This window comes from Streptomyces sp. NPDC054975 (assembly GCF_053609105.1).
Map to the genome: position 1 here is coordinate 91,469 of NZ_JBSGWV010000013.1, position 12,689 is coordinate 104,157.

Consider the following 12,689-nt stretch of genomic DNA (forward strand, 5'->3'; position numbering starts at 1 on the left):
CGGCTGCTGCCCACGGTCCACACCTGCTCTTCCGCAGGACGCCGCCCGCGGACGGCCGCCCGGCGCCGGCGTTCCCGTACCGTCCGCGCCCGCGCCGCGCACAACCGACGCGGCAGCGGCTCACACGGCCGCCCCTCGGAACCCGCCGGGCCACGCAAGGCCACACCCACGAGACTCGCTGAACCCGTGCGCATCGTGCCGCACGACGGAGACCGCTTCCGGCTGCCGCCGCACGGCTGTGACAAGGTGCGGGCGCCGGAGGCCCCGACGGGGCTCGACGTGCGCGAGGCGACCGTCTTGCTCGCCGGCGGCCGGGACGTACTCGCCGGCACGCCGAGCCCTCCGCAGGGGGTGGCCGTCACGACCGCCGCCGTCGCCACGCGCGCGCCCGTCCTCCACGACGAGGTCACGGCGGCGAACGGCCACGCGACGGCGCGTCCGCTCCTCGTCGACGTCACCCGCGAGGTCGCCCCGCGGGTACCGCTCGTCGGCACCGAGCGACCGCGGAGGCGCACCCCATGAACGCGGAGCGGCCTCTCCTGATCGCGGTGTCCGGCCCCGCGGGCGCGGGCAGGTCCTCACAGGTCGAACGCGTCGCCGGGCTCCTGCGGCAACGCGGCTTCGCGGTGACCACACTCCACCGCCACGGCGGCTTCCTCGGCCGTGGGTTCGGCTCTCCTCCATGGGTGAGGGATGAGGAGGAGACGGCACGGCGCCCTGACGGTCCCACGCGCCGGGGACCGTGGGTGCGCCGTGCCCAAGCCCTGCTGTACGCCGGTGAGCTGTTCGTACGGACGGGCGCCGCGCGGCGCGGGCAGGTGACACGCTCCCGAGGCCGTCCGGCCGTCGTGCTGACGGACGGTGGGCCGCTGGACGGCCTTGTCGCGTTCGGCTTCCCGCCCGGGCACCGGGCCTCGGACCGCTTCGCCCGGCTCGTCCGCCGCTACGACCTGACCCTGCTGGTGGAGACCGCTCCCGCCCCGCGCTACCGGTCCTGGGTCTCGCACCTGCCCGGGATCGTGCGGCTCGACGGCGAGCGCGCGCCCTCGCGGGTCGCGGACGAGGCGCTGGAGCGGGTGCTCGGCATCGTGCGGACGCGGCGCCTCCCGGCCGGCGAGGAGGGCACGCCCCCGGCGCGGCGGAAGCGGGTCGTCGTCTCGGTCTACGACGAAGCGGGCGACGTCGACCACCGGGACGGTGGCGCCGTGGCGGTCGAGAAGGTCGCCCGACGCCTTGCGGACGACTTCGATGTGACGGTGGTGACGGCCGCCAGACGCGGTGCCTCTCTCCGCCGCGACGGCATCCGCCACGTGTATCTCCCGGTCCTCTGGGCCGGTCCGCGCGCCGGGCGCCTGCTCTTCCTGGCGCTGCTCCCCGTCCTGGCCCGTAGGCTGCCCCACGACGCGTGGCTGGAGAACTTCACGCCACCGTTCTCGACGAGCTTCCTCCCGCTGTTCTCCCGCGCGCCGGTCGTCGGGATCGACCAGGGCCGCGGCGCCGAGGCGTTGCGGCGCCGCTACCACGTCCCGTTCTTCCTGGTGGAGCGGCTCGGCCTGCGCTGCTACCGGCACCTCGTGGTGATGAACGAGGCCGACGCCTCCGCCGTGCGGCGGCTCAGCAGCCGGGCGGACGTCCAGGTCATCGCCAACGGCGTCGAGCAGCGGCAGATCGACGACGCCCGGATCGGCGCGGGTGACTACATCCTCTTCCTGGGGCGGATCGACGCCTGGGTCAAGGGGCTCGACCTGCTCCTGGAGGCGTACCGGCGGAGCCGTCCTCCGCTGCCCCTGCTGCTGGCGGGCAGCGGTACGCAGGCGGAGGAACGCAAGCTGGCGGCGCGGCTCGCCGCGCACCCGGGCAAAGTCCGCTGGGTGGGGTTCGCCGGGGAGGAGCTCAAGCGGGACCTCCTGCGGAACTGTGCCTTCCTGGTCATGCCGTCGCGCCACGAGACCTTCGGCCTGGTCGCGCTCGAAGGCATGTCCTACGGGAAGCCGATCCTCCACTTCGATCTGCCCGCGCTGCGCTGGATGCGCGGCGGAGGCGATGTGGCCGTGCCGCCGTTCGACGTCGCCGCGCTGGGCGACCAGATGCGGATGCTGGCTTCCGACGAGCGGGCGCGGCGCGCGCTGGGCCGACAGGCGGGGTCGGCGGCGCAGCGCTACACGTGGGACGAGATGACGGGCCGTTACCTGGCCCTCACGCGCCGCCTGGTGGACGGTTCCGGCCGCGGCCGACGGCCGAGGAACGACAGGAGGGGTGAGCCATGGCCCACGCCCGGGTGACCCCCGCCATCGCCTCGGGCCACCCCTTGGCCCTGCGGTCGCCGCGCCCGGACGACGGCGTGCCGTCGCGCGGTGGGCCCGCGCCGCAGGCCGAAACCGGACGTGGATCATGACCGTCAGCCCGCGGCCGCCGCGCATCCTGCTCCTGACCGGCAGCCCGCTGGACGGCGTGGGCGACTCGGGCCTGGCGCTGGCCAGGGATGTGCTCGCGGCCCTGCCCGACATGGACTTCCTCTGGTTCTGCCAGTGGCCCGGGCGGCGTGGCCGGCCTCCGCCGCCGGTCGGCCGGGCGATCCGCCTCTGGTCCCCGGGCGGTTCGCCGCACGCTCCGGTCCGGCTGCAGGCCGCGCTCGCCGGGGCCGTCGCGGCACGTCGCGCTGATCTGGTCCACGCGTTCGTGACGATCGGACGCGCCTTCCCTGCCTTCTCCTGGCTACGCCCCCTGATGTCGGGGGCGCGGCCCGTCGTCCACACCGTGCCCGGTGTGTCGGAGGCGCGGCTGCCGGCGAGGGCCCGGCCGCTGGGGACGACGGTCGCGCTGTCGGAGTCGATGGCCCGGCGGCTGCGCGCCGCGCACTTCGGCGACGTCCGGGTGATCCCGCCCATGATCCGGCTCAGCGAGTGGCCCTACCTGCCACGCCCCGCGGGTATGCCGACCGTGCTCTACGCCGGCCACCTCGACCCGCACGGCGGCGCCGTGACCGCCGTCGAGGCGGCGGCGGAGGCGGCGCGGTCCGGGGCGGTGTTCCGGCTGGTCCTGGCGGTGCGCGGGCGGCCGGGGCAGCACACGGCCGCGCTGCGCGAGGAGCTGAGGGAGCGGGCCGGGGCCGGGGGTCTGACCGACGTGGAGGTGCGGGGCTACGTCGACGACATGCGCGCGCTGCTGGCCTCGGCGCACGTCCTGCTCTTCCCGCAGCCGGTGATCGGCGGCAAGGCGGACATCCCGCTCACGGTCCTGCAGGCGCTGGCCACCGGGCGGCCGGCCATCCTCAGCGACCTTCCGCAGTTCGCCGACTTCGGGGACGCGGTTCTGCGGGCTCCGGCCGGCGACACCCGCAGGACGGGGCAGCAACTGGCCTGGCTGCTGGAACAGCCCCGGGTCTGGGACATGCTCGCGGAGCGCGGCCGGGTGACCGTCGAGGAGTCCTTCGGACCCGAGCGGTTCGCGGCCCAGTACGGCGCCCTGTACCGGGAGTTGCTGGCCTGAGGCCGTCGGCTCGAGCCCTGATGCCGGACACCAGACGACGCACGGTGCATGTACACACCATAAAAGGGTGATGTTGGTTCCTAACTTTGCCAACGCGAGGCCTCTGTTCGCCGGGCGGTCAGGAGGAGCACGCCCGTGTCGCCGTATTCGGGCAGGGTGCGGTCCTTTGCCAGTCGGCTGATCCGCAGCTCCTCCGTCAGCGGCGTGAAGACGGCGCGGACCGCGTCCGCGTCCACCGGACAGGCCGGCCAGTCCGGCCCGTCGCCGATGCGGTAGCTCGGCATGCGTTCCATGAAGGCGGCCACGAGGTGCCCTCCCGGCCGCACCGAGCGGACGAAGCCGGCGCATAGGGCGGCTACTTCGGCGAAGTCCTCGGTGACGCTCTCGGCGACGAAGTTCATCGAGGCCAGGTCGTAGGTCCCCGCGGGGAGGTCGCCCGCGGCGCCGGGAACGACCCGTACCCGGGCCAGGGCCTCGCCGGACCTCGCGGGGAGGGCTGGATCGAGTTCGCGGCAGAGGGCGTAGAAGGCCTGCCAACTCGTGTCGGGTCCCTCAGCCAGCTGTCCGCGAAGATAGCGGACATTGGCCGTGCTGGGTTCGAGTGCGTCGATGCGCCGGCTCGCCGCGGCCGCCAGCATCAGTGGATAGAGATTCGGCCCGGCGCCGAACTCCAGGGAGCGCTCGATGCTGCCGGGCGCGAACTGCCGGTAGAAGGCGGAGTGGTGGTGGATGACGCCGATGTCGCACGGGTGCAGCTGTCGGTAGTTCTCCGCCAGGTATTCGGCGACCGGCCAGGAATCCCAGTCGGCGTCGCGGTTGTGCCGGAGCGCCCGCGCGCCCGCCGCCGAGCTCATCGGGGGTCTGCGGGCCGGCCGGCGGCGACGCCGGCGTGCGGGCTTCGGGGCACCCGCTGCAGGGCGAAGCGCCGCGAGAGGTCGGTCAGCGCCGCGTTGAGTTGGTCGATCTCCTCGTCGGTGTTGGGCGCGGTGACCTGGATCCGGAAGCCCACCTTGTCGCGCGGGACGAGGGGGTAGCCGGCCAGCGTCACGTAGATGCCCCGGCCCCACAGGAACGCGGCCACGGCTTCGAGGTCCTGGGCGTCGGCGAGCGGGATCTCGATGATCGGCAGTCCGTCGGTGTTGGGGGTGGCGATGTCCAGGGCGCGTACGTGGTCGAGGATGCGCGTCGTCTTGCGGTGGAGATCGGCCCGGATCGCGTCGCCGCGCTCGGCGTTGACGTCGAGCCCGGCGAGGGCCGTGGCGAGCGAGGCCGTCGGGGAGGGCCCGGAGTACAGGTAGGGGGCGGCCGCGACCTTGAGGTGGTCCTTCAGCCAGCGCGGTACGGCGAGGAAGGCGAGGAGCGAGGAGTACGCCTTGGAGAAGCCGCCGACCATCACGATGCCCTCGTAGGACTCGCCGAGGTGACGGACGAGGCTGTTGCCCCGGGCCCCCCACGGGGAGGTCTCGCCCGGGCCGCGTTCGCCGATCACGCCGAAGCCGTGCGCGTCGTCCACGTACAGCAGAGCGCCGTTCTCACGGCAGATCCGGGCGATCTCGCGGAGGTCCGGGAAGTTGCCGGTCATGCTGTTGACGCCGTCCATGCAGACGAGGCGGCCGACATCGCCCGGCACGGACCGCAGGTGCATGTCCAGCTCCCAGGGGCTGTCGGCGTGGAAGCGCTGCACCGTGGCGCCCTGTCCGCGCGCCACCACGCATCCGTCGTACACCGTGCGGTGCGCCTGGGCCTCGACGTAGACCTGCCCGGTGCCGGCGAGCAGCGGGATCACCGACTGGTGGATGAGGGTGATGGTGGGCAGCAGCAGGGTGTCCGGCGCGCCGAGCAGCTCGGTCAGCCGTTCCTCGATCCGGGGGTAGAGCCGGGGGCTGCCGATCAGCCGCGACCAGCTGGGATGGGTTCCCCAGCTTCTGACCTGGGGGTCGATCGCCGCCATGATCTCGGGGTCGAGGTCGAAGCCGAGGTAGTTGCAGGAGGCGAAGTCGACGAGCCACTGGTTCTCGACGCGCAGTTTCCGGCCGTCGATCTCGTCGATGACGGCGTCGCACATGGGGCTGGCGCGCTTGAGGCGTTCCAGCTCGTGCCAGCGGGGATCACGGTGGCCCGGCCTGCGCTGTGGCGGTCCGATCGCCCCGAGGGCCGGTGTGCGCCGGGGCGAGGGCCGGGGTGGTTCGGAACGGCCCGCCGGAGCGGGGCGAAGCGCGGCGCGGGGGGTCGCGGCAGCCTCCTGGGTCGAGGAGCGGCGCAGGAACGACTCGGCCTGATGGGCGGTCATCGGCCGGGCGAACAGGAAGCCCTGCCCGTACTGGCAGCCCATGTCGGCGAGGAGCTCGCGCTGCCCCTCGTGCTCGATGCCCTCCGCGACGACCTTGAGCCCGAGGACGTCGGCGATGCGGACGATGCCCTCGACGAGCGCCATCTGCTGCCGGTCGGTGGTGATGTCGTCGATGAACGACTTGTCGACCTTGAGCACGTCGATGGGGAACTCCCGCAGGTAGCTGAGCGAGGAGAAACCGGTGCCGAAGTCGTCGATGGCGAGGGAGACGCCGAGGTCGCGAAGCTCGCTCATGGTGGTGCGGATCTGCTCGTCCTTGCGCATCAGCACGGTCTCGGTGAGTTCCAGGACCAGGGAGCCCGGCGCGAGCCCGGAGGAGCTCAGCGTACGGCGGACGTCGTCGAGGAGTCCGGGGTCGCGGAACTGCCGGGCGGAGACGTTGACGTTGGCGTGCAGCGGCTGCTGCCGCCCGGGGCGGGAGCGCTGCCAGCGAGCGACGTCGAGGGCCGCGTGTTCGAGGACCCAGGCGCCGAGCGGCATGATGTGCCCGCTCTCCTCGGCCAGGGTGATGAACTGGTCGGGCGGGACCATGCCGCGGCGGCCGTGCGGCCAGCGGATCAGCGCCTCGAAGCCGGCGACCGCTCCCCCGGCCACCTCGATGATCGGCTGGTAGCGCAGCGCGAAGGCGTGGTCGGCGATGGCCGTGTCCATACCCTCCTGGAGTTCGTGCCGGGCGACGAGGCGGGAGTGCAGCTCGGGCCGGAAGCGCCGCCAGCGCTTCTTGCCGGCGGCCTTGGCCGCGTAGAGCGCGAGGTCGGCGTGGCCGAGGAGTTCCTCGGCGTGGGCGCTGTCCAGGACGGTGGCGACGCCGACGCTGGTCGACACGGAGACGGTGCCGTCGGTGAGGTGGAAGGGCTGGCTCAGGGAGTGCACGATCTGCGCCGCGAGCGCTTCGGCGTCCCCGGGCTCCTTGGCCCCCTCGATCAGTACGGCGAACTCGTCGCCGCCGAGCCTCGCCGCCGTGTCGCTGAGGCGCAGGACGGAGGTGAGCCGACGGGCGACGGCGACGAGCAGTTCGTCGCCGACCGAGTGCCCCATGGTGTCGTTGACGACCTTGAAGTCGTCGAGGTCGACGAAGAGCATGCAGGTCAGGGTGGACTCGCGGCGACCGCGCAGCAGGGCTCGCTCGATCCGTTCGAGGAGCAGGACCCGGTTGGGCAGTCCGGTGAGGGAGTCGTGGAAGGCGCGGTGGGTGAGCTCCCGTTCCAGTTTCCGCTGCTCCGTCACGTCGCGCAGGGTGAGGACGATGCCGTGGACGGTCTGTTCGTCGCGCAGGTTGCTGCACCGGACCTCGACGTGCAGGTCGGTGGACTCGCCCCGGCGGAGCTGCCAGTCGGCGCGGGCGTCCACGTCGCCCTGGGTGCGGACGCCCGACAGGATCCGCAGCGCGCCGGCGGCGTCGCCGGGCGCCAGGAGCTCGGTCAGCGGAGTGCCGGGCAGCAGCGGGTGGCCGAACACGGACTCGGCGGAAGGGCTCGCGTACCGCACGGTGTCGTCGTCGTCGACGATGAGGATGACGTCGGAGGTGTTGTGCACGAGGGTGCGGAAGTACGCCTCGCTGGTGCGGCGGTTGACCTCTTCGCTGAGCCCGAACCGCTCCAGGGCCAGCGCGGCCTGGGAGGCCAGGGACTGCGCGGAGCCGGCGATCGCGCCGAGCTTCTTCTCGGGCGCGGCGAGCAACAGGACGCCGAGCAGCGGCTCTCCGGCGGCGGGCGCCTGAAGGGCGAGGGGGCACAGGAGGGCGTGGTCGAGGGGTCCGAGGGCGTGGGTGAGGGCGGGGTCGAGTGCGTCGGTGGGGACGAGCCGGCCGCCTTGGGCGAGGAGTTCGGGCCAGGGGCCGGTGTCGGGGCCGGTGAGTTCGGTTCCGCGGAAGTTCCAGGGCAGGTGCCCGGTCGGGACGGCGTACAGGAGGCGTCGGCGGTCTCGGGCCAGGAGCATCGTCTTGTGCGGGGTGCCCGGTCCAACGAGGGTCGCCGAGGCCACCTCGACGGCGCTGGCGACCTCGCGCGGGCTCAGGGAGGCCACCAGCGAGGCGGCGGCCACGCGCAGACTGCGTTCGCGGGCCTCGGCGTTGCGGTGTTCGGCCATCATGCCCCAGAGCCGGGTGAGCACCAGCAGGAACATGATCGCGGAGAAGACCGCGATGACGGCGATGTCCTGTTCCCGGTCGTTGCGGACGGACTGGTAGAGCAGCAGGACGGGCGCGATGAGCGAGGCCGCGGCGAGCATCACCAGGCGCCGTTCGGCGATGACGGCCGGGGGCTGGGCGGCCTGTTCGGTCAGGCTGGTCATGGAGGGGTGCAGGGCCGCGAGGCCCCAGGCGGTGAAGAAGAGGACCCAGCCGATGTCCCAGCCGGTCCCCACCTGCCAGGTGCCCTGCAGCTGGAGCGTTCCGTAGATGACGTCGGAGGCCAGGATGCCGCAGGTGCCGACGGTGAGCAGTTGGACGCTACGGGACTTCAGCCCGCCGGGGACCAGGAGGCGGGCGAGCATGGCGAGCATCAGGACGTCGCCGAGCGGATAGGCGATTGAGATCGCCTTCTCGATCCACGTCATGTCGGGCGACTTGGCGAGCGGGTTGATCAGGTTCACCCAGGACAGCAAGGCGAGTCCGGAGGTGAGGATGAGGGCGTCGAGCGCCACGGCGAGGTCGCGGCCGGCGGCGCGGTAGCGGATGAACCCGAAGAGACCGATGGCGAACAGGGGGTACGTGACCAGGTAGAGGGCGTCCGCGACCGAGGGGAAGGGGTTGGGCTGGCCGAACAGGTTCTCCAGCAGGTTGTACGCGGTGTCCCCGGCGACGAACGTGAAGTTGGCGCACGCGAGGACCAGCCACGGCCAGCGCCTGGCAGGCTTGTGGAGGTGAACTCCCGTGAGGATCGCGGCGACTCCGCTGAGCCCGATCAGCGCCCAGAGCAGGGTGTGCCGGGAGGGGATCGTGAGATAGGCGGCCGTCAGCCCCGACACGACCACCACGTAGACCAGGGTCCACCTCTTCAGCGTCCCGGGCCGGTAAGGCGCCCGGTTCGGCTGTCGCAGCGGCATCGTCGACCGCCCCCTTGCCACGTTGGCGCCCGGTGGCGGAAACGGACCCTGTACCTACCAATTCTCCGCACATCGCACGGGTGATGCATCTCGGCGGACTGCCGCGCCGGTCAGGAGGACGCGCGGACCACCAGCTCCGTCGGCAGCACGCGGTACGAGCCCTGCGCCCCCGCCCGGGCGTCCTGCGCACCCGCGCCGGAGATCTCCTGGAGCAGCAGCCGGGCCATCGTGCGCCCCATCTCCTCGATCGGCTGCCGCACGCTGGTCAGCGGCGGATCCATGTGCCGGGCCACGGGCGAGTCGTCGACCCCGACCAGCGCCACGTCGTCCGGGACCCGCAGCCCTGCCTCCCTCAGCACCCCTCGGGCGCCGGCGGCCATCACGTCGGAGGCGGCGAAGACGGCGTCCAGGTCCGGGCTGCGGTCGAGCAGCTCGCGCATCGCCCGCCGACCGCCCTCCTCGGTGAAGTCGCCGGTGGCGACGAGCCTTCCGTCGGCGGCGAGCCCGGCACCGGCGAGACCCTGGTGGTAGCCGTCGAGGCGGCAGCGGGCCACGTACATGTCCAGCGGGCCGGTGATCGTCGCGATGCGGCTCCGGCCGCGCCCCGCGAGATGGGCGACGGCCGAGCGGCCCGCGCCCACGTTGTCGGAGTCCACGTAGGCCACCGGCTCCGCCTCGGTACGGCGGCCGTTGAGCACGGCCGGCAGCCCCAGCGCCCGCACCTGGTCCGGCAGGGGGTCGTCGCCGTGCACCGAGACGAGCAGCACGCCGTCGACGCGCTGGGCGGCGAGGTACTGCTCGAAGCGCTGGCGCTCCTTGTCGTCACGGATCAGCGTGAGCAGCAGTTGCTTGTCCGCGTCGGCGAGTTCGGCGCTGACTCCTCGGATGATGTCGAGGAAGTACGGCTCGGCGAAGAGCCGGGACTCGCTCTCGGGGATCACGAGCGCCACGGCGTCCGTGCGGCTGCCCGCGAGCGCCCGGGCGGCGCGGTCGGGTACGTAGCCGAGTTCGGCGACCGCGCGGTCGACGGCGGCCTTGGCCTCGGGGCTCACGCGCGGGGAGCCGTTGATCACCCGCGACACGGTGCCCCGGCCGACCCCGGCCCGGGCCGCGACCTGCTCCAAGGTGGGCCTGCCGGTCCGGCGCCCGCTCACGACCATCTGCCGTCTCCCCTCATGTCCGCCGGTGTTCGGGTGACTCTACCAAGCGTGGGAGCGCTCCCATACCCGGGCAACGGATGTCGTCGCCCCTCTTGACACGCGTGCGGCCAGGAAGGAACCTTCCGGCGAGAAGCGAGTGGGAGCGCTCCCACAGCCACCGCGCCGCAGCATCCCGGACGAGGAGAGTCGAATGCGCATGTCCAGCACGAGCCGCAGCAGACAGGGGCACGCCCGCGCCCGCACCGCCCGCACCATCCGCACAGCCGTCGCCGGAGCCGTCGCCTGTGCCGCCCTGCTGACCGGCTGCGGCGACGACGGCGGTTCCGACGAGGCCGGCGGCGACGGGAAGATCACCCTGCGCATCGGGACCTTCGGCTCGTTCGGCTACGACGACAAGACAGGCGCCAAGCTCTACGCCGAGTACGAGAAGGCCCACCCGAACATCAAGATTGTCGAGTCGAACGTGGCCGACGGACAGAAGTACTGGGACACGCTCAAGCTGCGGCTCTCCCGCAACAGCGGACTCGCGGACATCCAGGCCCTGGAGGTCGGTTACGTCGCCGAGGCCACCGGCCCCGCGATGGCGGACAAGTGGGTCGACCTCGGCACGACCGGCGGGGCGGACCTCGGCGCGTACCTCGACTGGAAGGTCAAGCAGGCCACCACCGCCGACGGCAAGGTCATCGGACTCGGCACGGACATCGGCCCGATGGCGATCTGCTACAACAAGGACCTGTTCGCCAAGGCCAAGCTCCCGACGGACCGCGCCGCGGTCGGCGCGCTCTGGCAGGGCGACTGGGCCAAGTTCCTGGAGACGGGACGGACGTACCAGAAGAACGCCCCGGCCGGGACCGCGTTCCACGACTCGGCGAGCGGCCTCTTCAACGCCGTCGTCTCCAGCGAGCCGGTGCAGTACGCCAACGCCCAGGGCCAGTTGGACCACGCCAACAGCCCGGGCGTGAAGAAGGCCTGGGACACCGCCGTCGCGGCGGCGCAGAGCGGCATCACCGCCAAGCTGCGCCAGTTCGACGAGAAGGGCACCTGGAACGCCGCGTTCAAGAACTCCGCGTTCGCGACGGTCGCCTGCCCCAGCTGGATGACCGGCATCATCAAGGACCAGGCGGGCGCGGCCAACCAGGGCAAGTGGGACATCGCCGCGCCTCCCGTGGCCGGCAACTGGGGCGGCTCGTTCCTCGCCGTCCCCAAGTCGGGCAAGCACGCCAAGGAGGCCGCGGAGCTGGCCGCCTGGCTCACCGCACCCGCCCAGCACGCCAAGGTCTTCGGCGTGAACGGCAACATCCCCTCGACCAAGGACACGCTCTCCTCGGCCACCGTGCAGGAAGCGAAGCTGCCGTTCTTCGGCGACACCCCGGTCGGCCGGATCTACTCGGAGGCGGCGGCCGGCATCACCCCGGCCCCGATCAGCCGGTGGGACGGACAGGTGAAGACCTTCCTCACCGACAACGGCATCCTCGACATCGAGCAGCGCGGCACGGATCCCAAGAAGGCGTGGGAGAACGTCAACAAGCTGATCGAGGACAAGATCGAGCAGTAGCGGACGAACCGAGAGCCGCCCGGCGCTCCCCCGCCGGGCGGCCGCCCGACCCGCCCCGCGCGACGCGCATCCGTCACGATCCCGAAGGGACGCCCTCGTGGCCACCTCCCTCCGGGCGGCGGCCGGCGGCTCCCCGCAGCCGGCCCCGCCCTCCCCCGTTCCTCCCCCGCCGCCTCGCGGAAGCGTGCGCGGCCGGTTCCACCGATGGGACCTGCGGTTCAGCCCGTACGTCTTCGTCTCGCCCTTCTTCCTCACCTTCGCCGCCTTCGGACTCTTCCCACTGGTCTACACGGGCTGGCTCTCGCTGCACCGGGTGGAGCTCGGCGGTGAGGCGCAGTGGCGAGGCCTGGACAACTACGCCACCCTCGCGGACAGCGAGTTCTTCTGGAACGCGCTCGCCAACACGTTCACCATCGGGGTCATCTCCACCGTCCCCCAGCTGCTGATGGCCCTCGGTCTGGCCCATCTGCTCAACTACCGGATGCGCGGCCGAGGTTTCCTGCGGGTCGCGATCCTCGCCCCGTACGCCACCTCGATCGCGGCGGCGACCCTGGTCTTCGCCCAGCTGTTCAACACCGACTACGGCCTGATCAACACCGTCCTGGGCTGGGTGGGCTTCACCCCGGTGGACTGGGAGTCCTCCAAGTGGCCCTCCCAGATCGCGATCTCGACGATCGTCATCTGGCGCTGGACCGGCTACAACGCGCTGATCTACCTGGCCGCGATGCAGGCCGTGCCGAAGGATCTGTACGAGGCGGCGGCGCTCGACGGTGCCTCCCGGTGGCGGCAGTTCCTCAGTGTGACGATCCCGTCGATCCGGCCGACGATCCTCTTCACGATCGTGGTCTCCACGATCGGCGCCACGCAGCTGTTCGGCGAGCCGATGATCTTCGGCGGCAGCCTCGGCATCAGCGGTGGCAGCGGCAACCAGTTCCAGACGCTGAGTCTGCTCATGTACGAGAAGGGCTGGGTGACCGGCGCGCTGGGACAGGCGTCCGCGATCGCCTGGGTGATGCTGCTGCTCCTGCTGGTGATCGGGGCGGTCCGTACGCTCCTCGCCCGGGCGAACCGCAAGAAGCTGGGGGGCTGA

At 72.3% G+C, this 12,689-nt stretch carries 8 protein-coding genes; 5 read left to right on the top strand and 3 right to left on the bottom strand.

What is annotated here, in order from left to right; all coding sequences use genetic code 11:
- Window positions 1-186 precede the first annotated feature (186 nt).
- The 3 genes from ACWF79_RS15460 (at window position 187) to ACWF79_RS15470 (ending at window position 3,489) form a co-directional block, all read left to right on the top strand.
- On the top strand, window positions 187-522 hold the full coding sequence (locus ACWF79_RS15460; RefSeq protein ID WP_453728614.1) for a hypothetical protein: 336 nt from the start codon (window positions 187-189) through the stop codon (window positions 520-522).
- Complete coding sequence (locus ACWF79_RS15465) at window positions 519-2,282, top strand: glycosyltransferase (RefSeq protein WP_453728615.1); 1,764 nt, start codon at window positions 519-521, stop codon at window positions 2,280-2,282. Before ACWF79_RS15460 ends, ACWF79_RS15465 begins: the two co-directional genes overlap by 4 nt.
- Window positions 2,283-2,391: 109 nt before the next feature.
- Complete coding sequence (locus ACWF79_RS15470; RefSeq protein WP_453728616.1) at window positions 2,392-3,489, top strand: glycosyltransferase family 4 protein; 1,098 nt, start codon at window positions 2,392-2,394, stop codon at window positions 3,487-3,489.
- An 80-nt stretch (window positions 3,490-3,569) separates the two neighbouring features.
- Here ACWF79_RS15470 and ACWF79_RS15475 read toward each other — a convergent pair whose 3' ends face one another.
- From ACWF79_RS15475 to ACWF79_RS15485, 3 genes are all read right to left on the bottom strand, one after another.
- Window positions 3,570-4,343, bottom strand: a complete 774-nt coding sequence (locus ACWF79_RS15475) for a class I SAM-dependent methyltransferase (RefSeq protein ID WP_453728617.1) — start codon at window positions 4,341-4,343, stop codon at window positions 3,570-3,572.
- Window positions 4,340-8,884 (bottom strand): aminotransferase class I/II-fold pyridoxal phosphate-dependent enzyme, encoded by a 4,545-nt coding sequence (locus tag ACWF79_RS15480; RefSeq protein WP_453728618.1) that lies wholly within the window; start codon window positions 8,882-8,884, stop codon window positions 4,340-4,342. Before ACWF79_RS15480 ends, ACWF79_RS15475 begins: the two co-directional genes overlap by 4 nt.
- A 110-nt stretch (window positions 8,885-8,994) precedes the next feature.
- The gene (locus tag ACWF79_RS15485) at window positions 8,995-10,044 is read right to left on the bottom strand and encodes a LacI family DNA-binding transcriptional regulator (RefSeq protein ID WP_453728619.1); all 1,050 of its coding nucleotides are present in this window, start codon (window positions 10,042-10,044) and stop codon (window positions 8,995-8,997) included.
- Between the two features lie 190 nt (window positions 10,045-10,234).
- On the opposite strand from ACWF79_RS15485, the gene ACWF79_RS15490 reads away from it, so the two are divergent.
- Window positions 10,235-11,599, top strand: coding sequence for an ABC transporter substrate-binding protein (locus ACWF79_RS15490; protein ID WP_453728620.1), 1,365 nt, complete (start codon window positions 10,235-10,237; stop codon window positions 11,597-11,599).
- A gap of 97 nt (window positions 11,600-11,696) precedes the next feature.
- On the top strand, window positions 11,697-12,689 hold the full coding sequence (locus ACWF79_RS15495) for a carbohydrate ABC transporter permease (protein ID WP_453728621.1): 993 nt from the start codon (window positions 11,697-11,699) through the stop codon (window positions 12,687-12,689).

What these genes read in the sequence shown, in the direction of transcription:
- ACWF79_RS15465 (WP_453728615.1), top strand. Translation starts at nt 519, where the DNA reads ATGAACGCGGAGCGGCCTCTCCTGATCGCGGTGTCCGGCCCCGCGGGC.
- ACWF79_RS15470 (WP_453728616.1), top strand. Translation starts at nt 2,392, where the DNA reads ATGACCGTCAGCCCGCGGCCGCCGCGCATCCTGCTCCTGACCGGCAGC.
- ACWF79_RS15475 (WP_453728617.1), bottom strand. Translation starts at nt 4,343, where the DNA reads ATGAGCTCGGCGGCGGGCGCGCGGGCGCTCCGGCACAACCGCGACGCC.
- ACWF79_RS15480 (WP_453728618.1), bottom strand. Translation starts at nt 8,884, where the DNA reads ATGCCGCTGCGACAGCCGAACCGGGCGCCTTACCGGCCCGGGACGCTG.
- ACWF79_RS15485 (WP_453728619.1), bottom strand. Translation starts at nt 10,044, where the DNA reads ATGGTCGTGAGCGGGCGCCGGACCGGCAGGCCCACCTTGGAGCAGGTC.
- ACWF79_RS15490 (WP_453728620.1), top strand. Translation starts at nt 10,235, where the DNA reads ATGCGCATGTCCAGCACGAGCCGCAGCAGACAGGGGCACGCCCGCGCC.